Genomic DNA, 24,120 nt, shown 5'->3' with positions numbered 1-24,120 from the left:
AACTGTCGCAAAGGGGTTCAAAGATCCACCATGGAATTTGATTTCACCAAGATCGAGCCGATGGATCGCTATCGGCTGCTCACGAATTTCATCGGGCCAAGGCCGATTGCACTGGTCACGACACGCGCGGTCGAAGGCCATGACAATGGCGCGCCGATGAGCTTCTTCAACGTCTTCTCGCATGATCCGGCGATTGTCGTGCTTGGCATCCAGCCCCGCGCGGACGGGCGCGAGAAGGATACCGTCGCCAATATCCGGCGTACTGGTGAGTTCACCGTCAACATGGTGGACATGGCCCTGTCGCAGACGATGCTGATCTGCGGGCTGGGCGCGGAAAGCGATGTGGATGAACTGGCCCTTGCGGGCGAGACAGTGTCGCCGGGCGTGCAGGTCGGCTCATCATGGATTCCCGCCAGCCCCTGCGCCATGGAATGCCGGGTCGAACGGCTGATCGAATACCCCAAGCGCGTGTTGGTGCTGGGCGAGGTCGTCCATATGCATGTCCGCCGCGACTGTCTGGACGCCGAGGGCCGCTATGTAGATCCCCAGACCTATCAGCCCATCGCGCGGCTGCATGCCGATAATTACATCGTTTCGGACCAGCAATTCGTGCTGAAGCCGCCACGTCTGGAAGATCTGCTGAGGCGGGTGGATTAAGATGCATGTCTTTGTGATCAACCCGAATTCCACCGCCTCCATGACCGATACGGCGGTTGAAAGCGCCCGCCGTGTGGCCGGGCCGCTGACCGTGATCGAGGGCGCGACCGGCATCGGATCGCCCGCCAGCATTGAGGGTTTCTCGGATGAGGCGTTGTCCGTGCCGTCAATGCTGGCGCAGATTCGCATGGCCGAGGCGGGCGGCGCACAGGCCACGGTGATCGCCTGTTTCGACGATCCCGGTCTTGATGCCGCGCGCGAGATCGCCAGCGGTCCGGTCATCGGCATCTGTCAGGCGGGCGTGCAGGCGGCGATGGTGCTGGCGAAGCGATTCTCAATCGTCACGACGCTGCCGCGCTCGGTCCCGGCGATCGAGGATCTGGTGCATCGCTACGGGGCCAGCCAGCATTGCCGTCGCGTGCGCTGCATCGACCTGCCGGTGCTGGCGCTGGAAACCGAAACCCAGCACGCCTTCAGCCTGCTGGTCGCCGAAATCGAACGCGCCCGCGACGAGGACGGTGCCGAAGCCGTCGTGCTGGGCTGCGCCGGCATGTCCGAGATGACCGACGATCTGACCAAGGCCACCGGCGTAGTGGTCATCGACGGCGTCATCATCGCCACCAAGATGGCCGAAGCGCTGATTGGCAGCGGGCTGAGAACGTCCAAGGCCAATGCCTATGGCTTCCCGCGGATCAAGGACTGACTGGCGCGACCGGACGACAATATGACCGTATCAGGGCTGCCTTCAGGGCGGCCCTTTTTTGCATCGCCTGCTCAATCCGAGGACATCTGGTAAACTATTGTCGCCCTGATTGTCGACAAAATGATTGACAGACATGCCGACACCGTTAGGGTCGTGATCAAAGCTGCAGCAACATGCAGACCAAGGGAGCGACAAGATGAAACCGGGATACCTTCCTCTGGCGCGGTCAGCGCCTTCGCAAGCTGGCGTGTGTCCGGCCTCGGTTCCCACCTGATGGCCGGTCGTGACGCAATGGCCGCCCGCCAATCGCTTCGGCTAAAGCGCCTGACCGGACGGGGGTGACGCATGCTGGTTTTCATCATCAAGAAACTGGCCAATGCCGCGATGGTCATGCTGGCCGTCGCCTTTCTGGCCTTCCTGATCTTCCGCCTTGCCGGCGACCCGGTCGACATGATGTCCACCGAGCAGACGACCGAGGCCGACCGTGCCCTGATGCGCGAAAATCTGGGTCTGAATGACAGCTTCGCGGTTCAGTATGCCCGCTTCGTGGCCAATGCCGCGCAGGGCGAATTCGGGATTTCCTACCGCAACGGCCAGGAAGTGCTTGGCCTGATCGCCGAGCGTTTTCCCGCCACGATGGAACTGGTGATCGTCGCGACCATTCTTTCCTTGCTGATCGGCCTGCCTTTGGGCGTGCTGACCGCGATCCAGCGCGGGAAATGGTATTCGGAATTCCTGCAATTCGGCTCGATCATCGGGGTCTCGCTGCCCAGTTTCGTGGTCGGCATCCTGCTGATCCTGGTCTTCTCGGTGACGCTAGGCATATTCCCGGCCTTCGGGCGCGGCGACGTCATCGACCTGGGCTGGTGGTCGACGGGCTTTCTGACCAAGACCGGGCTGATGGCGCTGGTCCTGCCCTCGATCTCACTCTCGCTTTATCAGGTGACGCTGATCATGCGCCTTGTCCGGGCCGAGATGCTTGAGGTCATGCGCTCGGATTACGTGAAATTCGCCCGCGCCCGGGGCATCAGCCGCCACAGGATCTATTTCCGCCATGCGCTGCGCAATTGCCTGATGCCGGTGGTGACGCTGACGGCGATGAATATCGGCACGCTGATCGCCTTTGCCCTGATCACCGAGACGGTGTTCCAGTGGCCGGGCATGGGGATGCTGTTCATTCAGGCGGTGACCTTCATCGATATCCCGGTGATGGCGGCCTATCTGTGCATCGTCGCCTTCATCTTCGTGTTCCTGAACACCATGGTCGACATCGCCTATGCGGTCATCGACCCCCGCCTGCGCAGCGCCAAGTGAACGGGAGGCCAATCATGACAACGACCGCAACCACCCGCCCCTCGCGCCTGCAACGCATCCGGCAAAGCGACCTGTGGTGGAGCTTCACCCATTCATGGTCGGCGCGGATCGCGGCCTGCCTGCTGATCCTTCTGATCGGAACGGCCTTCTTTGCTCCGGTCTTTGCCCCGCAGAACCCCTATGACGCGGCAAGCCTGGACATGTGGAAATCCGAACTGCCGCCGATCTGGCAGGAGGGCGGAGAGATGCCCTATCTGCTGGGCACGGACACGCAGGGGCGCGACATGCTGTCGGTGCTGCTGTACGGCACCCGGATTTCCGTGCTGATCGGCTTTGCCTCGGTCATCCTGTCGCTGGTGATCGGCCTGTCTCTGGGTCTGGTCGCGGGCTATTTCGGCGGCATCGCCGACAACCTGCTGATGCGGGTCGGCGATGTCGTGCTGTCGATCCCGACCATCCTGATCGCGATCCTTGTATCCGCCGTGGTGCGACAGATGCTGCCACCGGGCCTGCGCGAGGTCGGGGCCTCGGCGGTGCTGGTGCTGGCCATCACCCTGTCGGGATGGGTGCAATATGCCCGAACCGTGCGCGCCCAGACCATTGTCGAGCGTGGCAAGGAATACGTGATGGCGGCGAAGCTTTTGAACGTGCCCAAGCGCCGGATCATGTTCCGCCACATCCTGCCCAACACCCTGACCCCGGTGCTGGTCGCGGCCACGCTGTCCTTTGGCATGGCTATCCTGACCGAGGCGACGCTGTCCTTCCTTGGCATCGGCATGCCGCCCGGCCAGCCCTCGCTGGGGACGCTGATCCGTATCGGCAACCAATATCTGTTCTCGGGCCTCTGGTGGATGGTGATCTTTCCGGTGGTGCAACTCTCGCTTCTGGTCATTTCGGTGAACCTGCTGGGCGACTGGCTGCGCGATGCCCTCAATCCGAAACTGAGGTAATCCATGTCCAACCTGATCCTGCGCAATGTCCGCCCGCTGGGCGGGGCAGCAGCCGACATCCTGATCCGTGACGGCATCATCGCCGAGATCGGCCAGATCGCCGAGCAGCCGGGTGTGACCACCGAGGACGGTCAGGGCGCGATCCTGTGGCCCGGCCTGATCGACGCCCATACCCATCTGGACAAGACCACATGGGGCATGGACTGGCACGAGAACAACCGCGCCGCCATCCTGCGCGAGCGCATCGACTTTGAACGTGATAACCGGCTGCCCTTGGGCCTTGATCCGCATCGCCAGTCGATGCGCCACGCCATCGGGCTGGCCGAACATGGTGCCAGCCACATCCGCAGCCATGTCGATATCGACCCGACCCATGGGCTGCGTCTGGTCGAGGGCGTCCAGCAGACCCGCGAGAAACTGCGTGGCATCATCGACATCGAAATCGTCGCTTTCCCGCAATCGGGCGTCATGGTTGCGCCCGGCACGGTGGAACTGCTGGACGAAGCCCTTGCCAATGGCTGCGAGGTTCTGGGCGGCATCGACCCCTGTGGCATCGACCGCGACCCCAAGGGCCAGCTTGACCTGCTATTCGCCTTGGCCGGCAAGCATGGCGTACCAATCGACATCCACCTGCATGAGGCCGGAGAGCTGGGCGCCTTCACCATGGAGCTGATCTTTGAACGGGTCCGCGCCAATGGCATGCAGGGCAAGTTCGTCATCAGCCATGCCTTTGCGCTGGGAATGAACGACCACCTGCGCGTCGGCAAGCTGATCGAGGAAATCGCCGATCTGGATATCGGCATCGCCACCACCGGGGCGCCCTCGGCCACGGTGCCTTCGGTCAAGCGCCTGCGCGAGGCGGGGGTTCGGGTCGGCGCGGGCTGCGACGGCATCCGCGACACCTGGGGGCCTTGGGGCCTGCCCGACATGATGGATCGCGCCCGGATCATCGGCATGAAGAACGGCGTGCGCTCGGATATCGACCTGCGCCACATGCTGGACATCGTCAGTCAGGGCGGGGCCGATCTGATGCGGCTTGAGGGCTATGGCGTGACGCCAGGCTGCAAGGCCGATTTCACCCTGCTGCAAGGTCAGACCATCGGCCATGCCGTCGTTCAACCCTCGATCCCGCCGCTGGTCGTCAAGACCGGCCGCGTCATCGCCCGCGCGGGCAAATGTATTGTGGACATGCCATGACCAAAGCCATCCCCGCAAAACAGGCACTTGCTGGCCTGTCGCTAGGCGCACGCCCCTCGGGCCGCACATTGCTGACCGCCGAATGGGTCCTAGCGCATGAGAACGGCAGCCATGCACTGCTGCGCAACGGCGAGATCGTCATTGAAAACGGCACCGTCACCTTTGCCGGGCATGATTTCCCCGGTGAGGTCGCCCGCCGCATCGATTTCGGCAAATCGCTGATCTCGCCCGGTCTGATCGATCTGGATGCGCTGTCCGATCTGGATACGACCATCCTTGGCATCGACCATTTCCCGTCATGGAAGAAGGGGCGGGTCTGGCCGCTGTCCTATGTCCAGAACGGCCCCTATGAGATGTATTCGCCCGACGATCTGGCCTTTCAGAAGCGCTTCGCCTTTGGCCAGTTGCTGCTGAACGGGATCACCACCGCCGCGCCCATCGCCTCGCTGTTCTATCGCGAATGGGCGGAAACCGTCGCCGAGTTCGACGCTGCGGCGCAGGCGGCGGGCGATCTGGGGCTGCGGGTGTTCCTGTCCCCTGCCTATCGTTCGGGCGGCATGGTCCTGCATGCCCCCGGCGACATGCGCGCCCATTTCGATGAGCCGCGCGGCTTGCGCGGGCTGGAGCGCGCCGCCGACTATATCGCGCGGCAGTCCGGGCGTTTCGACGGGCTGGTACAGGGCATGTTCGCGCCCGACCGGGTCGAGACCTGCACCGCCGGGCTGCTGCGCGCCACCATGGAACGCGCCGAGGAGATGAACTGCAAGGTCCGCCTGCACATGGCCCAAGGCGCGATGGAGGTTGAAACCGTCCGCAATCTGCATGGCGCGACCGCCCCGGTCTGGCTGGCGCGCGAGGGGCTGCTGAACGACCGCCTGATCGCGCCGCACGCGACCGAGGCGACGCACGAGGATCTGGAGCTTTACGCGCAAAACGGCGTCTCGGTCGTGCATTGCCCGCTGGTTTCGGGTCGGCATGGCGGCAGCCTGAACAGCTTCTCGAAGTTGCGCGATCGCGGCATCAACATCGCGATGGGGACGGATACGACCCCGCCCGACATGCTGCTGAACCTGCTGGTCGGGCTGATCTCCTGCCGGATGAACGATGGCGGGCCGGAACGGGTAATGACCCGCGATTTCTTTGACGCCGCGACCATCGGCGGGGCCAAGGCGCTTGGGCGCACCGATCTGGGACGGCTGATGCCGGGTGCCCGGGCCGATATCGCGGTCTTCGGGCTGGATGATGTCACCATGGCCCCTTCGATCGATCCGATCACCACGCTGGTCGCGGGTGGGTCGGGCAAGGTGACCAAGGCGGTCTTTGTCGACGGTCGGCTGTCGATGCGCTTCGGTCAGGTCGCGGGCATCGACATGCAATCCGCGCGGGATCAAGCGCAAGAGCAGTTCGACCGGCTGATCGTACAATACCCCGCCCGCACCTGGGACCATCCCCCGGTCGAGGAGATCTTCCCGCCCAGCTACCCCCTTCGGGAGAAAGCCGATGCTTGACGCCACGGATGCCTGTCTTGAGGTCCGAAACCTTGTCGTGGAATTCCCGAACCGGCATGGCACGGTCACGGCGCTGAACGATGTTTCATTGCAGATCCGCCCCGGAGAGATTCTGGGCGTGGTCGGCGAATCCGGCGCGGGCAAGTCGATGACCGGGCTGGCCATTCAGGGCCTGCTGGAGCGTCCCGGACATATCGCCTCGGGTGAGGTCTGGCTGTCGGGTCGCCGCATCGACAAGTTGACCGACCGCCAGATGGAACAGATCCGCGGGCGCGAGATCGGTGCGATCTTTCAGGACCCGCTGACCTCGTTGAACCCGCTGTTCACGGTGGGCGCGCAGCTGGTGGAAACCATCCGCCAGCACATCCCGCAGATGGGCAAGCAGGCCGCGCGCGACCGCGCCATCGGCCTGCTGCAAGAAGTCGGTATCCCCGGTGCGACCGAGCGGGTCGACCATTACCCGCACCAGTTTTCCGGCGGCATGCGGCAGCGCGTGGTGATCGCGCTAGCCCTTGCCGCCAACCCAAAGCTGATCATCGCCGATGAGCCGACGACCGCGCTGGACGTGTCCATTCAGGCGCAGATCACCGGGCTTTTGCGCAGGCTGTGCAAGGAACATGGCACGGCGGTCATGCTGGTCACCCATGACATGGGGGTGATCGCCGAAACCGCCGACCGCATCGCCGTCATGTATGCCGGTCGCCTGATCGAGATCGGCCCGGTCGAGACGGTCCTGAAATCGCCCGCCCATCCCTATACCAAGGGGCTGATGGCCTCGATCCCGGCGCTGGGGGCGCGGGTCGCGCATCTGCACCAGATCGACGGGGCGATGCCGCGCCTGAACGCCATCCCGCCGGGCTGCGCCTTCAATCCCCGCTGCACCATGTCCGGCCCGCGTTGCAGGCGCGACCGGCCCGATCTGGCCCCGACCGGAACCGGCTTGGCCGCCTGCTGGCTTCATGATGGAGGTGTCGCATGACCGCGAACCAGACCGCCGCGCTGGAAGTATCCCGCCTTGACCGGGTCTTCGATGTCTCGCCACCCTTTCTGAACCGACTGCTTTACGGGCAGAAACGCAAGTCGCTGCATGCCGTCAACGATGTCAGCTTCAGCGTGCCGATGGGCGGCTGCCTAAGCCTTGTCGGCGAATCCGGCTGCGGGAAATCGACCGTGGCGCGGCTGGTTACCGGGATCTATCCGCCGAGTTCCGGCCAGATCCGCTTTGCGCCGGGGAAATCCGGTCAGCCCTTGTCGGCGCAGATGATCTTTCAGGACCCCTACGCCTCGCTCAATCCGCGCTGGCGGGTCAAGAACATCATCGCCGAACCGCTGCGAGAGCTGAAGCTGATCGACAACGATGCCGGGATACAGGCCCGCGTGGCCGAGTTGCTGGGCATTGTCGGCCTGGCCGCCAGCGATGGCGAGAAGTTCCCGCATGAGTTTTCCGGCGGGCAACGGCAGCGTATCTCGATCGCGCGCGCCTTGGCCTCGGAACCTGAATTTCTGGTCTGCGATGAGCCGACCTCGGCGCTGGACGTGTCGGTGCAGGCCCAGATCCTGAACCTGATGCGCAAGCTGCAGGACGAATTGGGGCTGACCTATCTGTTCATCAGCCATGACCTGTCGGTGGTGCGCCACATGTCCGACCGGATCGCGGTCATGTATCTGGGCCGCGTGGTCGAAGAGGCCGATACCGAAACCCTGTTCGCCGACCCCAAGCATCCCTATACCCGGCTGCTTTTGCAGACGATCCCGAACGTCAACGCCCCCCAGCGCAACCGCGAAATCGCGGCGGGCGAGGTGCCCAGCCCGCTGGCCCCGCCGCCCGGCTGCACCTTTCACACGCGCTGCCCTTTGGCGCAGCCGCGCTGCAAAAGCGACCGCCCCGAACTGCTGCCCAAGGCGGATGGCGCGCGGGTCGCCTGCCATCTGGCCTGACGAACCGACTTACCAACCACAAAACCGAACATCTGCAGGAGAGGTTCATGCCTAACATCTCGAAGCTTGCCGTCACGAAACTTGCCGCAGCGCTCGCGCTGTCGGTCAGCGCCTTTGCCGCTCAGGCGGAAACCGTCAAATGGGCGTCGCGCGCCGACATCTATTCGCTGGACCCGAACTCGATCCCCTCGACCTCGAACCTCGCCTTCCTCAACCACATCTATGAGGGGCTGGTGCGCTATGACAAAACCTTCGGGCTGGAGCCGGCCCTGGCGACCGAATGGCAGCTGGTCGACAACAAGTTCTGGCGCTTCAAGCTGCGCGAGGGCGTGAAATTCCACGATGGCGCGGATTTCACCGCAGATGACGTGGTGGCCTCGTTCAAGCGCGCGGCGGACCCGACTTCGCCCTTGAAAGGCAACATGCCGCTGTTCAAGGACGTCCGGAAGATCGACGACCATACGGTCGAGATCGACGTGACCTCGCCCTCGTCGCTGTTCCTGAACGACATCACCAATATTTTCATCTTCGACGCAGGCTGGCTCAAGGCCAACAATACCGAATTGCCGACCCGCTATGATGAGGGCAAGGAAGGCTACGCCACCAGCAACACCAACGGCACCGGCCCGTTCAAGCTGGAAAGCCGCAAGCCTGACGCGATGACCGTGTTGCTGGTCAATGACGGCTGGTGGGATGAGAAGAAGCACAATATCGACCGGCTGGAATTCATCCCGATCACCTCGGCAGCGACCCGGATCGCGGCACTGCTGTCGGGCGAGGTCGATATCGTCGACAGCGCGCCCATTCAGGATCTGGAACGCCTGAAAGCCGACCCCAGTGTCAAGGTCCTTAACCAGACCGAGCTGCGTACGGTCTTTGTCGCCTTCAACCGCCGCGACAAGCTGCCCAGCGGCGCCGAAAACCCGTTCAACGACATTCGCGTGCGTCAGGCCTTTGAACTGGCCATCGACCGCGACATGATCAACAAGCGGGTGATGCGCGGGCTGGCGCGGCCCTCGGGCTCGCTGATCGCGCCCGATATCGCGGGCTATTCGGCGGAACTGGACACCTACCAGCCTGCCGACCCGGAAAAGGCCAAAGCGCTGTTGGCCGAGGCCGGCAAGGAAGGCCTGCCGCTGACCTATACCTGCATGAACGACGAAAGCATCAACGAAGAGGATTGGTGCCAGGCGATTTCGAACCTGCTGTCGCGCGCCGGCTTCCAGCCCTCGATCGACATGGGTCCGCGCGCGGTCCAGTCGCCCAAGCGCTCGAAAGGCGATACCGAGGTCTTCAACCTCAGCTGGGCGAATGAGCCGACGCTGGACGCCTTCAGCCTGCTGTCGCAGGTGCTGGCAACCAAGGAAGGCACGTTCGGCGTCTCGAACTATGGCGGCTGGTCGGCCCCTGCCCTTGACGCGCTGGTCAAGCAGGCCGCCGAGGCGACCGATCCTGCCGAACGCCTGAAGCTTGAGGCCGAGGCGCTGAAAATCGCCAAGGACGAGGTGCTGATGATCCCGCTGCACCAGCAGCCGATCGCATGGGCCACCAATGCCTCGATCGAGGCGATCGACCTGCGCGCCGACAACAAGCCGCGCCACTGGTTCACCGTGGTCGGCGAGTAATCCCGCCTTATGCGCCGCCCGTAACAGCGGGCGGCGCAGCACTTCCATCCGAGGGGGATCATGGACACGCTTGATGAACTGACCCTGGGCCTGCGCCCCAAGGGCCGCAGCCTGCTGACGGCCGACTGGCTGCTGGCGCATCGCGACGGCGGCCATGTCCTGCACCGGCGCGGCGAATTGGTGATCGAGGGCAACCGCGTCCTTTATGCCGGACCGTGTTTTGACGGGCCGGTGGCGCGGCGCATCGATTTCGGCGCGGCGCTGATCTCTCCGGGGTTGATCGATCTGGACGCGCTGTCCGATCTGGACACTTACAGCCTTGTTCTGGACAACCAGCCCGGCTGGTCGCGGGGCCGCATCTGCCCCGAAACCTACACCCCCTACGAGATGTATTCGCAGGGCGAACTGGCCTTTCAGAAGCGCTATTCCTTTGCGACGCTGCTGCTCAACGGGATCACCACGGCGCTACCCATTGCCTCGCTTTACTATCGCGAATGGGCCGAGACCGCCGCCGAATTCGATGCCGCCGCTGATGCCGCGATCGATCTGGGGCTGCGGGTGTTTCTTGGCCCGGCCTATCGTTCGGGCGGAACGGTCGTGGACCGGGACGGCGCTTTTCACATGCGTTTCAATGAGACGCGCGGCTTTGCCGGGCTGGCCGTCGCCCGCGATTTCATCCGCCGCCGGGCGGGCGATGGCGGCGGGCTGGTACAAGGCCTGCTGGCCCCCGACCGGGTCGAGACGAACACCCCCGCCCTGATGCAGGCCACCATTGTCGCGGCCGAGGATCTGGACGTGCCGGTGCGGTTGCACATGGCGCAAGGCAAGCTTGAGGTCGAAACGATGCGCCGTCTTTACGACGCGACGGCGGCGGAATGGCTGGTCTCGCTGGGCTGCTTCAATTCGCGTCTGATCGCACCCCATGGCACGCATGCCACCGACAGCGATATCGGGCTTTACGCTGACAATGGCGTGACCATCGCGCATTCGCCGCTGGTCTCGGCCCGCATGGGATCGGTGCTGAAAAGCTTTGCCGGCATCCGCAAGCGCGGCGTGAATATCGGCATGGCGACCGACACCGCGCCGCCCGACATGTGGATGAACATGCTGGCCGGGTTGATCGCCTGCCGGATCGCGGACGGGGCCTCGGACGCGGCGCTCAGTGCCGATTTCTTCGACGCCGCGACCCTTGGCGGGGCGCGGGCGCTGAAGCGGGCCGATCTGGGGCGGCTTGAGGCCGGGGCGCTGGCCGATATCGCCATTTTCCGGCTGGACGATCCCCGGATGGTGCCGACCGTCGATCCGATCACCACGCTGGTTCTGGGCGGAAACGGCAAGATCACCGAGGCGGTCTTTGTCGATGGCCGTCTTTCGATGCGCCGCGGTCAGGTCGCGGGCATGGACATGGTTCAGGCCCGCGCGCAGGCACAGGCGCAATTCGACGGACTTGTCGCGAAATATCCCGAACGCAGCTGGCGTCATCCGCCGCTGGACCAGCTTTTCCGCCCCTCATTCCCGATCATCTGACACCGAGGCCCCGATGACTGCCACGATCTTTACCCATGGCACCGTTCTGACCATCGACCCGCAGCGCCGTATCATCGAGGATGGTGCCGTCCGCGTCATCGGCGACCGTATCGCCGCCGTCGGGCCCGCCTCCGAGATCCTGCCTGAACCCGGCGACCACGTTATCGACTGCCGCGGCAAGCTGATCCTGCCCGGCCTGATCGACGCCCATGGCCATGCCGGGCACTGCCTGATCCGCGGCATCGGCGCGGATACCAGCCCGCTGTGGATGAAGATCGTGACGCCGACCTATTGGCATCAGACGACGCGTGAATTCTGGGCCGCCGAAGGCATGGTCTCGGGGCTGGAGCGGCTGCGCGCCGGGGTGACGACCGGGGTCAGCATCATTTCCTCCATGCCGCGCAGTGACGATCCCGAATTCGCGGTGAACCACGCCCGCGCCTATGACCGGATCGGGCTGCGAGAGATCATCTGCACCGGCCCGGCGGGTCTGCCGTGGCCGCGCGAGGTCACACGCTGGGAAACCGGCTCACCCGTCCGCCGCTCGATCACCTTCTCCGAGATGATGGAGGGGGCCGAGGCGGCGATCCAGACGCTGGACGGCAGCGCCGAAGGACGGATCAAGGTATACCTGACGCCCTTCACCATCGTGCCTTCAATCGATCCGTCCAATATCTCGACCCCGGATCAGGCGGTACGGCTGACGCGGGACGACCGCGACCATGCCCGCGCGGTGCGCGAACTGGCGCGGAAATACAGGGTTCGGCTGCATTCCGACGCTTTTGCTGGCCATATCCGGATGGCGGCGCAGGATACCGAAAACGCGCTGCTCGGCCCGGATATCCATCTACAGCATTGCTGGGGGATCTCGCCGCAAGAGATTGATATTCTGGCAGAAACAGGAACATCCGTAACCCATGCGCCACCCGGCCGATCAACGCCGGTGATCGAGATGATGGCGCGCGGGATCAATCTGGCCGTCACCACCGACGGCACCGCACCGAACCGCTATTTCGACCTGTTCCAGACCGCACGGCTGTTCCAGTCGGTCCAGCATGTGCTGCGCGGCCATGACCGCTATTTCTTCCCGCCGGGCAAGGTGCTGGAGATGATCACCATCGACGCCGCCCGCGCCCTTGGGCTGGATCACGAGATCGGCTCACTTGAGGCAGGCAAGAAGGCCGACGTGATCGTCCTCGACATGCGCGCGCCGCATCTGACGCCGGACTGGCAACCCGTCCACCGCCTGATCGCGCAGGCCGTGGGGCATGACGTCGAAACGGTCATGGTCGATGGCCGCATCATCATGTCCGACCGCCGCGCCCTTCACGTGGATGAGGCCGAGGCCATCACCGAAGGCAACCGCGTCGCCCGCGAACTGGTCGCGCGGGCGGGTCTGGAAAAGCATCTCTGCGAGCCGGGCTGGGGGCAGCTTTACCGTCACTTCGACGAACCGGTCAGCCTGCCGCAATGGTGATGCGGGGCTGACAGGCCGCATCTCAGGGCTGAACCGGATCCTCGCCCGGGGCGGTGGTGAACAGATCGGCCCATTCGGGGTGGCGCGCATATTGCCCGCGGACATAGCGGCACAGCGGAATGATGCGGAAACTTTCCTCGCGCGCGTCCTGCAGCAAGCGTGCCAGCAGCGCCCCGGCGACGCCCCGACCTGCCATGCTTTCGGGTACGCCGGTATGGTCGGCGCTGATGACGCCCGGCCCGCGCCGGGTAAAGGTGATCTCTCCCTCACCCTCGACCCCTTCGATGCGGGCCACGTAGCGTCCGGTGCGGGGGCCGGTTTCCTCACGCGTGATGGTGGTCTCGGTCATGCCTGTCGGTTCCTTTGCAAGCGCATCTGCCGCAACTCTAGGCGCGGCGTGCAAGCGGGTCCACCAAGTCTGCCTGCAACATCACGCGGTCCTGCAGACGGCGCAGCGACAGCAGGGCCGATGCCTCATCCAGTTCGACATCGCCGCACAGGATCGCGGAGCCAGCGGGCACATCGCGCAACAGCCTGCGTCCGGCGGCAAGGTAATAGGGGATGGGCGCGTCATCGGACAGCACCATCGCCGGGGTCATCCGCCCCGAGACATCGGCAATGCTGTGATGATGCCCCTGCGCGTGCAGGATCGTCCCGGCCTTCAGGTCGCGGTCGGCATGGGCGGTCAGGTCGATGACCGGCTGCGGGTTGAGACCGCCGGATGAGCGGCCCAGCAGTGCTGCCTCGAACACCGAGGTCGCTGCCTCAAGCCCCAGCAGATGGCGCGGCAGACCCAGCATCGCGGTGCGCCCATTGCGGGCCACGACATGCCCCTTGTCGCGCAGCATGTCCCAGGTGTCGCCATCCTCGCAGCGGACGGTGACATAGACGCCGCCCGCGAAACTGGGTTCATCGGGCAGGCGCAGGCAGTGGAACACATCCAGTTGTCCCCGCCCCCGCAGCAATCCGCCATCGGCATTCAGGGCCGTCAGGTCCGCGATCTCGGGGATACGGGCGATGGGGGCATGCAGATCGGCCCGGTCAGGCATCATGCCAAGAGCATTGGCAACCACGGTCATCTCGCACAGGTCCGGCACGGCGCGCTGCGGCAAGGCCGATGCCAGCCGCGCGCGGGCCGCCGCGACCTGCGCCCAAGGGCGCTCCCCTGCGGCAAGCCAGTCGGAAAAGCCGGGGGCCGCGATGCTGCTGCCATTGCTGGTGATCGTGCCTTGCGCGGGATCGAAGACGAAGTCGTATTCGCTGGATTTCCCCGCCGACACGACGTTTAGCCCCACCACCTGCGCCCATGTCACCAAACCGATCAGCAGACTGGGTTGGTCGCCATCGACCGGCGTCACCACCCGGCCCCGTTCGGTGGCCAACCGGGCCAGAATGGGACCGATGACGCTGTCGGTCTCTTTGGTGACCATCACGACATGGCGGTCGGCTTCGATGGCGATCAGGGCGTGACGGGCACCAGCCTCGGGGTTTCCCGTCGCCTCCAGCAGGACCTCGAAGGGCAGGTCCGCGACATGCGCCAGATCGGCGGCGGCGATGGCCTTGCCCTGATCCCAGGCCACGCGGGCCGAGGCGGCATCGCTGCATTCCGCGATCTCGGCCGGATTGATCCCGACCGAGGCCAGCACGCGGGCGGCAATCGCGGCATCGACATCCACCGCGATGCGGCAGGACAGTCCCGGCACGCGGCGCGCCTGCGCCAGAAAACTGCGTCCGAAACCGCCCGTCCCCGTGATCGCGCATTCGACGCGGCGACCGTCACGGGTGGCGAAATAGCTGTGATGGTTCATCGGATCTCCTGACTGGCCGGGCGGTGCCCACGCAGGCGCGCGCCGATATGCAGCAATTTCGGGACGATCAGCAGCGCCAGCGCGATTGCCATGATCGAGCCGCAGAGCGCATTGGCAAAGAAGATCCCCAGTGAGCCATCCGACAGCACCATCGACTGGTAAAAGGCGTTCTCGGCCTTGTGGCCCAGCACCATTGCCAGAACCAGCGGCGCCAGCGGATATTCCAACCGCGACAGCACATAGCCCACCAGCCCAAAGACCAGGACCAGCCACAGGTCAAAGGTCGCGCTGGAGACCGTATAGGCCCCGACAAAGCAGATCGCGACGATCATCGGCCCGATGATCGAGAACGGAACCCGCAGCAAGGCCGCGAACAGCGGCACGGTCAGCAGGACAAGGATCACGCCAACGATGTTCGACACATACATGCTGGCGATCAGGCCCCAGACGAAATCCGGCTTGGTCGCGAACAGCATCGGACCGGGCGTCAGGCCCCAGATCATCAGCCCGCCCATCATCACCGCCGCCGTGGCCGAGGACGGTACGCCTAGCGCCAGCATCGGCAGCATGGCACAGGTTCCGGCGCTGTGGTCGGCGGTTTCAGGGGCGATGATGCCTTCCGGCCGACCCGAGCCAAAGGCCGCACCCTTGCGCGAGGCCTGCCGCGCAATGCCATAGCTCATGAAGGATGCTGCCGTCGGGCCGCCGGGGGTAATGCCCATCCAGATCCCGATCAGCCCCGAACGCAGCGTCGTCGCCCAGTAGCGCGGCAGTTCCGCAATGGTGCGCAGCATGTCGCGCAGGTCGATGCGCGAGGACACGCCACGGAAACGCAGCCCCTCTTGCACGGTGGCCAGAAGCTCACCGATGCCGAACAGACCGATCACCACCACCAGAAAGCTGATCCCGCCCAGCAGGTCCGAGAAGCCGAAGGTCAGGCGCACTTCGCCGGTGACATTGTCCATCCCGACCGAGGCCAGCAGCAGCCCCGTCGCCAGCGACACCACCGTCTTGACCGGAGATGCGCTGCCCATGCCGATGAACGCCGCGAAGGCCAGAAAATAGACCGCGAAGTACTCCGGCGCGCCAAAGCGCAGCGCAAAGCGAGAGGCCCAGCCCGCCAGCAGCGTGATCACCACGACGCCGATCAACGCCCCGATCCCCGCCGACATGAAGGCCAGCGTCAGCGCCCGCGTCGATTGCCCCGACCGCGCCATCGGATAGCCGTCGAATGTCGTCGCGACCGAGCTTGGCTCTCCGGGGATGTTGAACAGAATCGAGGTGGTCGAGCCGCCAAACAGCGCGCCCCAATACATCGATGACAGCAGAATGATGGCCGAGGTCGGGTCCAGCGTGAAGGTCAGCGGGATCAGCAAGGACACCCCATTGGGCGCACCAAGCCCCGGCAATACACCCACAACCAGCCCCAGCAGCACCCCAACGACCATCAGCATCAGGTGAAAGGGCGTGATCGCGATGCCGAAGCCATGCATCAGAAGGTCAAAGTTCTCCATCTCGCACGACCCTCAATAGATGCCCAGAAGCGGCTCGATCGGCCCCTTCAGCAGGGGCACGAGGAAAGCCACCTCAAAGACCAGATAAAGCGCCACCGAAAAACCACAGCCGATCGCCAGCGCGACCCATGCGCGATAGCCGCCCGAACGCCACGCATTCCACGCGACATAGCTGGCTGCACCGACATAGATGCCCATGACCACCGTCAGGATGACGAATGCCAGCATCGTGCCGATGAAACGGCCCAGACGGACAAGACGCTCGCGGTCAAGGAAAAGCTCGGCACCGTCATCGCCCTGTGCCGTCTGTCGCGCGACAATGGCTGCACCCAGATTCCACAGGCTGGCAAGGATCAGGATCACCCCGACATAGAACGGGAAATAGCCCGATTCAGGGCCGGATTCCGACCAGCCATGACCCAGCTCCAGCGCGCCGATCACCGCAGCGGCACCCAAAGCGCCGGTGCCAATCGCGGTCGCCACCTCGGCATGAAAACGTCTGACGGTCATAGCTTCTCCCCCTGCCCCCGCCTGATCCGAAAAGGCCCGCGACAATCGGGTCGCGGGCCGGTCTTTGGCTTATTCGGTCGACCAGCCCTGCGCCTTGAAGACGGCGACGGTCTTGGCCTCGCTGCCGTCGATAAAGGCTTGCAGCGCGTCCCCGGTCAGCAAGGTGCCGCTTTGCGAGGTCTTGGTCAGGTATTCCTGCCATTCGGGGGATTCAAAGACCGATTTCAGCGCCTGCTGGTAGAAGGCGACGGCCTCGGGCGGGGTATCGGCGGGCAGCCAGACCGTGCGCGGCATCTGGTAGCTTTCGATATTCAGCCCCTGCTCCTTGCAGGTCGGGATGTCGTGCCAGCCCATGCCGTCATGGATCGCGGCGCTTTTGGCCATGCGCTGAGGGGCAAAGACGCAAAGCGGCCGTACCGCGCCCGCTTGCCATTGGCCGGCGTTTTCATTGGGATTGTTGACGTTGGCCGCGATATGGCCACCCGCCAGCTGCACGCCGACCTCGCCGCCGCCATTGAAGGGAACGTATTTGAAATCGGCGCCCGTCGTGTCCTCGATCAGCGCGACCAGGGTTTCGTCGGTGTCCTTGGACTGGCTGCCGCCGAAGGGGATCTTGCCGGGATCGGCCTTGGCGGCGTCGATCAGGTCGGTGACAGTCTTGTAGGGCGCGTCGGCCTTGACCCAGACGATGAACTCATCCATCGCCAGCGCCGCAACCGGCTGCAGATCCTTGGCGGTATAGGCCAGCTTTGCAACATGCGGCAGCAGGTAGACGTTGTTCGTGGCGAAGATGACCTTGTTCGGGTCGGCCTTGTTCTGCTTGCCGTAAAGGAAGGCCTCGGCCCCCGATCCGCCGCCCTTGTTCAGCACGACGATGGGCTGGTCGACCAGCTTGCCGCGCGTCAGAACCGACTGGATGGTGCGCGCGAAATTGTCGGTCCCACCGCCCGCGCCCGAGGCGACCACGAACTCTACCGGCCGTTCGGGGCTCCATTCAGCCCAGGCAGGCACCGATAGCAGCATCAGCGACGCGACGGACGCGCCGATTGCTTTCTTCATCATCTTCTCTCCTCCACTGAATTGGACCGCGTCCTCCACGCGATCTTGTCTCCGGGCCGGGTTGGCGACCCGAAAAACGCTATCCTTCCACAGCCGCCGTGGCCCAATCGGGTGCCAGCGCCGCCTGTGCATCGCGACGGGGATTCATGCTGGCCAGATCGATGCCAAGGCGTGCAGCAGCGCGGGTCGCACCCAGATCCGCTCGACCCTGCCCGGCAATGTCATAGGCCGTGCCATGCGCGGGCGTGACGATCGGGAAATCGTAACCGGCGATCAGCGTGACCCCCCGGTCAAAACCCAGCAGCTTGATCGCGATCTGACCCTGATCGTGATACATGGTCAGCACGGCATCGAATTCCCCCCGGATCGCCCGGACGAACACCGTATCCGAAGGGATCGGCCCCTTCACGTCGAAACCCTCGGCCGCGGCCAAGTCGACGGCGGGGGCGATGATGTCTTCATCCTCGTCGCCGAAATTGCGGCCATCGCCCGCATGCGGGTTCAGCGCGGCGACGCCGATGCGCGCACCGGGCTTGCCCGCCGCAGCCATCACTTCCGATGTCAGCCGGATGCTGGACAGGATACGGTCGATACTCAGCCGGTCCGCCACCGCCCGCAGCGGCACATGCGAGGTGACGCGGGCGTTCCAGACCTCTTCCAGCACGTTGAATTCGCGGCCGCTGCGCTCGGCACCCAGCACCGCGTCGATAAACCCGATCTCATCGACATAGGCAGGACGGGCAAGGCGCATCGAATGCTTGTTGAAGGGCGTGAACATCACCGCATCGACCAGCCCGGCCTGACCCAGCCGCAGGGCGGCAGCGAAATTCTGCAGCGATGCCTCGCCCGCGGCAGGGTTCGAGCGGCCGATGGTGATCCCGTCCGGGGCACAATTCGCCAGATCGACCAGCACGTGACGCGCCGGCAGCGTCTGGCACAGATCATCAGCGGCTATCACCGTGACGTTCAGGTCAACCCCGGCATGTTCGATGCCCATGTTCAGGACATTCTCGGCGCCGATGGCGATCACCTCATGATCCTGCAGATCGGGATGGGCCATCAAGCTGGCCGCCAGTTCCGGCCCCACACCACCTGCATCCCCCAGCGCCAGCGCAATCCGCATCGCCTCGATTCCTTCCCCTCGATCCAATATTGAATTTTGTATACAATATTTCGTATCGCGTCCACTTGGATTTCGCGCTAGAAATGAACTGTCGCTTGGAGTGCGGAAATGGATCTACAGAACGATACGGTCGGCACGCTGCGCGTCGACAAGGCCACGCTGCACGATCAGGTCGTTGCGCGGATACGCGACCTGATCGTCGAGGGCGCGTTGCTGCCCGGCTCTCGCATCGACGAATCCGCGCTGATCGAACAGCTGGGCGTCTCGCGCACCCCTTTCCGAGAAGCGCTGCGCACCCTTGCCGCCGAAGGTCTGGTCGAGATCCGCCCGACCCGCGGCAGCATTGTGCGCAAGCTGACGCCCGATGAGGTCTTCTCGATGCTGGAGGTTCTGGCGCAGTTGGAACAACTGGCCGCCGAACTGGCCTGCAAGCGTGCAAGCGATGCCCAGATCGCCCAGATGGTCGCGATCCATGAGCAGATGCTGGAGTTCTACGCCAAGCGCGAACGCATGCCCTATTTCAAGCTCAACCAGGAATTCCATCGCGGCATCGTCAGCCTGTCCGCCAATCCCGTGCTGATCGAGATCCACAGCAACCTGCATGCCCGGCTGAAACGCATCCGCTTTGTCGGCAATCGCGGCCCGGACTTTTGGGCCGATGCCGTGTCCGAACACGAGGAAATGGCCCGCGCCCTGCAAACCCGCGACGGCACCCTTCTGGGCGAGATCGCGGCCCGCCACCTGCTGAACACCTGGACGCGGGTCCGGGATGCGGTGACCTGAACCAATCCTGCCAGGATCGCGCGCAATTGGTCCCCCGGTGCAACCTCTCGCGCCGGGGCATAACGCTTACTGCGTGAATAATTGTCATTCTGCGCATCCTTGGACGAATTTAGGCTGACGCCAAACTGAACCATTTACGAATCCAATTTCCTGAGATTGACTGAGCCAATCGCAAATTGGTCCCGTCATGCCCGCATCGGAACTGCTTCGCCCCAACGACCCCGAACGCCGCGCCGAGGATGGCAATTCGGCCTATGCGCTTGAGCGCCTGCGCCGCTATCTGGATGCTGGCGAAACGCGGTCCGGCGGTCGGATGCCTACCGAACGCCAATTGGCCGAAACGCTTGGCATCGGCCGCCGCGCCGTGCGCCGCGCGCTTGAGGTGCTTGAGGCCGAGGGGCTGATCTGGCGGCGTCAGGGCTCGGGAACCTTTGCCGGCCCCTTGCCCGCCGAGAACAGTGCCGAGCAGATTGCCACCACCGACTTCCTTGAGATCATGGAGGTGCGGCTGCGGCTGGAACCACAGCTTGCGGCACTGGCTGCGATGCGCGCCAAACCCGCGCAGATCGCCCGCATGCATGAATTGGCCGACCGGATCGTCCAATGCGAGGATGCCGATGCCCGCGAGCTATGGGACGGGACGCTGCATCGTCAGATCGCGCAGGCGGCGGGCAATGCGCTGTTCCTGTCGCTTTTCGACACGGTGAACCGGTTGCGTCAGGACGAGGCCTGGCAGGCGATCCGCGAACGCGCGCGCGGTGGCAATGGCACGCGCGACATCACGCTGCGCCAGCATCACGCCATCATCGACGCCATCGCCGCCCGCGATCCGCAGGCGGCCGCCAATGAAATGCGCCAGCATCTGCTGATGCTACAGGAAAAGCTGATCCGGCAAACCTCGCTGGACGGCTCGGAAACTTGAACCACGCAGAAACCGGACCAACCGGTCGCGACAGTCAACATGGGAGATGAAATGATCACCAAGACATTGCTTTCTGCCGCTGCCCTTGGCGCGCTTCTGGCCATTCCGGCCAGCGCCAGCGAATTGCGGATCGGGCTTCAGGACGATGCCGACGTTCTGGACCCGCACCAGTCGCGGACCTTTGTCGGTCGCATCGTCTATACCGGGCTTTGCGACAAGCTGGTCGATCTGGACAAGGACGTGAAGATCGTCCCCCAGCTTGCCACCGACTGGACGACCTCGGATGACGGCTTGAAGCTGGTGATGAACCTGCGCGACGGCGTTGTCTTTCACGACGGCACCCCCCTGGATGCCGAGGCCGTAGTCTACAATATCGACCGCGCGATGACCCTGCCCGAGTCACGGCGCAAGTCCGAACTGTCCTCGGTCGAGAAGATCGAGGCGACCGGTCCGCTGCAGGTGACCTTCACCCTGAAGGCCCCGGATGCGTCACTGCTGGCGCAACTGACCGATCGCGCAGGCATGATCCTGTCGCCGACTGCGGCCAAGGCGTCCGGTGCGGATTTCGGCGCGAATCCCATATGCTCAGGGCCGTTCAAATTCGTCGAGCGGATCTCTCAGGACCGGATCGTGCTTGAGAAATTCGCGGATTACTACGATGCCGACCGCGTCAAGATCGACCGTGTCGTCTATCTGCCGATCCCCGATACTACTGTCCGTCTGGCGAACCTGCGCTCGGGCGAACTGGACATGGTCGAACGCGTCGCCGCCAGCGATGTGGCGGGGGTGCGCGAAGACGCCAACCTGACCTCGCAGGAATCCGTCGGGCTGGGTTACATGGCAATCTATGTCAACATCAAGAACGGCGACCGCGCCGCCAACCCGGTGGGTCAGGATGCCCGGATCCGGCAGGCCTTCTCGCTGGCCATCGACCGCGAGGCGCTGAACCAAGTCGTGTTCGAGGGGACGGCAAGGGCCGGAAACCAGCCCTTCGCCCCAACCTCGCCGTGGTTCAACGCCGCGCTCCCGGTCCCAGCGCGCGATGTCGACGCGGCCAAGGCGCTGCTGGCCGAAGCCGGGGTCGAGCGTGTCTCGATCGAGTTGCAGCATGCCAACAACCCGGTCGTGACGCAGATGATGCAGGTGATCCAGTCGATGGTGGCCGAGGCCGGTTTCGATGTCTCGCTGCAGGCCACGGAATTCGCCACGCTGCTGTCGGAACAGACGGCGGGGAATTTCCAGATGTCGCGCTCGGACTGGTCGGGGCGGCCTGACCCGGACGGGAACCTGCATCAGTTCGTCACCTGCGAGGGTGGCATCAACGACCCGAAATACTGCAACCCCGAGGTCGACATCCTGCTGAACGAGGCCCGCGCCACCAGCGACGTCGCCATCCGCAAGCAGAAATACGACGCCGCCGGCGCGATCCTGAACCGCGACATGCCGATCATCTATCTGGGCCACCAGACCTATGTCTTTGGTTTGGACAAGGGTATTGAGGGCTTTCAGGCCTATCCCGACGGGATGATCCGGCTGAAGGACGTGACCGACGCCGACTGATCTTCGCGTGGGTGCGGTGCCTGTCGCCGCGCCCCTTCCGTTCCGGCTGTGCGCGACCGGCTAACCCCCCGATATTTTCGGGATCGGCCATCCGGCGCGACAACCAAGGCTGTCCGCATGCTCATCCATATCGCCAAGCGCATTCTGGTCGCGCTGCCCACCTTGCTGATCGTTTCGGTTCTGGTCTTTTCACTTCAAAAACTTCTGCCCGGCGACCCGGTTCTGGCGCTGGCCGGGGAGGAGCGCGATCCCGCCACGCTGGCCGCCCTGCGTGAGAAATACCACCTGAACGACCCGTTCCTGATGCAGTATCTTCGCTGGCTGGGCGGTGTATTGACCGGGGATTTCGGCGTCTCGCTGCGGACCGGGCAGCCGGTGTTGGAGCTGATCGGCCAGAAACTGCCCGTCACCATCCAGCTGGCCTTCATGTCGATGTTCTTCGCGCTGTTGATTGGAATCCCTACAGGAATCCTTGCCGCCGTGAAAAAGGGCACGGTGCTGGACTGGCTGGCGAATGTGATTGCCCTGTCCGGCCTGTCGATCCCGAATTTCTGGCTGGGGATCATGCTGATTTTGCTGGTATCTGTGCAACTGGGCTGGCTGCCAGCCTCGGGCTATGAATCGCCCTTTGTCGATCCGCTGCGCTCATTCCAGACCATGCTGATGCCGTCCTTCGTGCTGGGCACCGGGCTTGCCGCGACATTGATGCGCCATACCCGCTCGGCCATGCTGGGCGTGCTCAGCGCCGATTACATCCGCACCGCCCGCGCCAAGGGGCTGGGAAGCCGCGAGGTCATCATGACCCATGCCTTCCGCAACGCATTGCTGCCCGTCATCACCCTGACCGCGCTACTGTTCGGAGAGCTGCTGGCCGGGGCCGTCTTGACCGAGCAGATCTTCACCATCCCCGGCTTTGGCAAGCTGATCGTAGATGCCGTCTTCAACCGCGATTACGCCGTGGTGCAAGGCGTGGTGCTGTGTACGGCAGTGGGCTTCCTGCTGATGAACCTTGTCGCCGATGTGCTTTACGTCCTGCTCAACCCCCGCATGAGGACCGCGCTATGACCGCTGCCGAAACCTCGCTGGCCCTGCCCGCGCGCAGCCAAGCGCGGGTCTGGTCCAAGTTCCGGCGCAACCGCTCGGCCTTGGTCGGGGCTTGCATCGTGGGCTTTTTCGGCCTGCTGGCGCTGCTTGCACCGCTTCTGCCCATCGCCGATCCGCTGGCCACCAGCTGGAGCGCGATCCGCAAGCCGCCTTCGCTGGAATATCTGATGGGCAGCGATGAGATCGGCCGGGACATCCTGTCGCGGATGATCTGGGGGGCGCAGGCCTCACTTCTGGCCGGGGTGATCTCGGTGGTGATTGCGATGCTGACCGGCGTGCCCATCGGGCTGATCGCCGGATATTTCGGCGGCTGGACCGATACCGTCATCTCGCGCTTCACCGATGCACTGCTGGCGATGCCCTTCCTGATCATGGCCATCGCGCTGGCGGCGTTTCTGGGACCCAGCCTGAGCAATGCGATGATCGCCATCGGGCTGTCGGCGATGCCGGTCTTTATCCGGCTGACGCGTGGGCAGGTGCTGTCCGTCAAGACCGAGGATTACGTCGAGGGAGCGCGCGCCGTCGGGCTGGGGCATCTGGACATCATGCGCCGATACATCCTGCCGAATGTCGTCCCCCCGATCATCGTGCAGGCGACCCTGACCGTCGCCACCGCGATCATCGCCGAGGCCTCGCTGTCCTTTCTTGGTCTTGGCCAGCAGGCCCCTGCGCCCAGCTGGGGTTCGATGCTGAACGTCGCCAAGAACTTTCTGGGCCAGGCGCCGTGGATGGCGATCTGGCCGGGCGCCGCAATCTTTCTGGTGGTGATCGGCTTCAACCTTCTCGGCGACGGGCTGCGCGATGCGCTGGACCCGCGCGAACACTGATCAAAGGAACGTAC

The 24,120-nt window shown here is 64.3% G+C and carries 22 protein-coding genes; 16 read left to right on the top strand and 6 right to left on the bottom strand.

The features are described from left to right. The first annotated feature begins 30 nt into the window (after positions 1-30). From IB235_RS12705 to IB235_RS12655, 11 genes are all read left to right on the top strand, one after another. Positions 31-657: a flavin reductase family protein gene (locus IB235_RS12705; protein ID WP_155040252.1), complete on the top strand. Its 627-nt coding sequence runs from the start codon at positions 31-33 to the stop codon at positions 655-657. 1 nt (position 658) lies between these two features. Next, positions 659-1,360, top strand: a complete 702-nt coding sequence (locus IB235_RS12700) for an aspartate/glutamate racemase family protein (RefSeq protein ID WP_155040251.1) — start codon at positions 659-661, stop codon at positions 1,358-1,360. A gap of 345 nt (positions 1,361-1,705) precedes the next feature. Beyond that, positions 1,706-2,674 carry an ABC transporter permease gene (locus IB235_RS12695; protein WP_155040250.1) on the top strand — a complete coding sequence of 323 codons (969 nt, stop codon included), beginning with the start codon at positions 1,706-1,708 and terminating at the stop codon, positions 2,672-2,674. A gap of 14 nt (positions 2,675-2,688) precedes the next feature. Continuing rightward, positions 2,689-3,624 (top strand): ABC transporter permease, encoded by a 936-nt coding sequence (locus IB235_RS12690; RefSeq protein WP_155040249.1) that lies wholly within the window; start codon positions 2,689-2,691, stop codon positions 3,622-3,624. Positions 3,625-3,627: 3 nt separating this feature from the next. Continuing rightward, positions 3,628-4,821: an amidohydrolase family protein gene (locus IB235_RS12685; protein ID WP_192337054.1), complete on the top strand. Its 1,194-nt coding sequence runs from the start codon at positions 3,628-3,630 to the stop codon at positions 4,819-4,821. After that, positions 4,818-6,329: an amidohydrolase family protein gene (locus tag IB235_RS12680; RefSeq protein WP_192337053.1), complete on the top strand. Its 1,512-nt coding sequence runs from the start codon at positions 4,818-4,820 to the stop codon at positions 6,327-6,329. The genes IB235_RS12685 and IB235_RS12680 overlap by 4 nt, the downstream gene beginning before the upstream one ends. Continuing rightward, positions 6,322-7,308 (top strand): ABC transporter ATP-binding protein, encoded by a 987-nt coding sequence (locus tag IB235_RS12675; protein WP_155040246.1) that lies wholly within the window; start codon positions 6,322-6,324, stop codon positions 7,306-7,308. Before IB235_RS12680 ends, IB235_RS12675 begins: the two co-directional genes overlap by 8 nt. After that, complete coding sequence (locus IB235_RS12670; protein WP_155040245.1) at positions 7,305-8,267, top strand: ABC transporter ATP-binding protein; 963 nt, start codon at positions 7,305-7,307, stop codon at positions 8,265-8,267. The genes IB235_RS12675 and IB235_RS12670 overlap by 4 nt, the downstream gene beginning before the upstream one ends. Positions 8,268-8,314: 47 nt before the next feature. After that, a complete protein-coding gene (locus IB235_RS12665) occupies positions 8,315-9,892 on the top strand; it encodes an ABC transporter substrate-binding protein (RefSeq protein ID WP_155040244.1) in 1,578 nt (525 codons plus the stop codon). A gap of 60 nt (positions 9,893-9,952) precedes the next feature. Continuing rightward, positions 9,953-11,419, top strand: a complete 1,467-nt coding sequence (locus tag IB235_RS12660) for a chlorohydrolase family protein (protein WP_192337052.1) — start codon at positions 9,953-9,955, stop codon at positions 11,417-11,419. Between the two features lie 13 nt (positions 11,420-11,432). Continuing rightward, a complete protein-coding gene (locus IB235_RS12655; RefSeq protein WP_192337051.1) occupies positions 11,433-12,896 on the top strand; it encodes an amidohydrolase family protein in 1,464 nt (487 codons plus the stop codon). 22 nt (positions 12,897-12,918) lie between these two features. Here the strand turns inward: IB235_RS12655 and IB235_RS12650 are convergent, their stop codons facing one another. From IB235_RS12650 to IB235_RS12625, 6 genes are all read right to left on the bottom strand, one after another. Next, entirely contained in the window at positions 12,919-13,245 is a 327-nt protein-coding gene (locus tag IB235_RS12650) for a GNAT family N-acetyltransferase (protein ID WP_192337050.1), read from the bottom strand. A gap of 37 nt (positions 13,246-13,282) precedes the next feature. Continuing rightward, positions 13,283-14,704, bottom strand: coding sequence for an NAD(P)H-dependent oxidoreductase (locus IB235_RS12645; RefSeq protein ID WP_192337049.1), 1,422 nt, complete (start codon positions 14,702-14,704; stop codon positions 13,283-13,285). Next, the gene (locus IB235_RS12640) at positions 14,701-16,218 is read right to left on the bottom strand and encodes a tripartite tricarboxylate transporter permease (RefSeq protein WP_192337048.1); all 1,518 of its coding nucleotides are present in this window, start codon (positions 16,216-16,218) and stop codon (positions 14,701-14,703) included. The genes IB235_RS12645 and IB235_RS12640 overlap by 4 nt, the downstream gene beginning before the upstream one ends. A gap of 12 nt (positions 16,219-16,230) precedes the next feature. Next, positions 16,231-16,728, bottom strand: a complete 498-nt coding sequence (locus tag IB235_RS12635) for a tripartite tricarboxylate transporter TctB family protein (protein WP_192337047.1) — start codon at positions 16,726-16,728, stop codon at positions 16,231-16,233. Between the two features lie 69 nt (positions 16,729-16,797). After that, positions 16,798-17,787 (bottom strand): tripartite tricarboxylate transporter substrate binding protein, encoded by a 990-nt coding sequence (locus IB235_RS12630; RefSeq protein WP_170297675.1) that lies wholly within the window; start codon positions 17,785-17,787, stop codon positions 16,798-16,800. A 79-nt stretch (positions 17,788-17,866) separates the two neighbouring features. Then, a complete protein-coding gene (locus IB235_RS12625) occupies positions 17,867-18,910 on the bottom strand; it encodes a 4-hydroxythreonine-4-phosphate dehydrogenase PdxA (protein WP_192337046.1) in 1,044 nt (347 codons plus the stop codon). A 108-nt stretch (positions 18,911-19,018) separates the two neighbouring features. Between IB235_RS12625 and IB235_RS12620 the strand changes: the two genes are divergently transcribed. The 5 genes from IB235_RS12620 to IB235_RS12600 all read left to right on the top strand — a co-directional run bounded on the left by IB235_RS12620 (position 19,019) and on the right by IB235_RS12600 (position 24,106). Continuing rightward, a complete protein-coding gene (locus IB235_RS12620; protein WP_192337045.1) occupies positions 19,019-19,693 on the top strand; it encodes a GntR family transcriptional regulator in 675 nt (224 codons plus the stop codon). A gap of 187 nt (positions 19,694-19,880) precedes the next feature. After that, a complete protein-coding gene (locus tag IB235_RS12615; RefSeq protein ID WP_155040234.1) occupies positions 19,881-20,615 on the top strand; it encodes a FadR/GntR family transcriptional regulator in 735 nt (244 codons plus the stop codon). 51 nt (positions 20,616-20,666) lie between these two features. Continuing rightward, a complete protein-coding gene (locus IB235_RS12610; protein WP_192337044.1) occupies positions 20,667-22,175 on the top strand; it encodes an ABC transporter substrate-binding protein in 1,509 nt (502 codons plus the stop codon). 117 nt (positions 22,176-22,292) lie between these two features. After that, the gene (locus IB235_RS12605) at positions 22,293-23,240 is read left to right on the top strand and encodes an ABC transporter permease (RefSeq protein WP_192337043.1); all 948 of its coding nucleotides are present in this window, start codon (positions 22,293-22,295) and stop codon (positions 23,238-23,240) included. After that, complete coding sequence (locus tag IB235_RS12600) at positions 23,237-24,106, top strand: ABC transporter permease (protein ID WP_192337042.1); 870 nt, start codon at positions 23,237-23,239, stop codon at positions 24,104-24,106. The genes IB235_RS12605 and IB235_RS12600 overlap by 4 nt, the downstream gene beginning before the upstream one ends. Positions 24,107-24,120 lie beyond the last annotated feature (14 nt).

The organism is Paracoccus sp. PAR01 (assembly GCF_014851995.1).
Taxonomy (GTDB): domain Bacteria; phylum Pseudomonadota; class Alphaproteobacteria; order Rhodobacterales; family Rhodobacteraceae; genus Paracoccus; species Paracoccus litorisediminis.
Note: the sequence above shows the minus strand (reverse complement) of the source record. Positions and strands in the feature narration are given on the sequence as shown.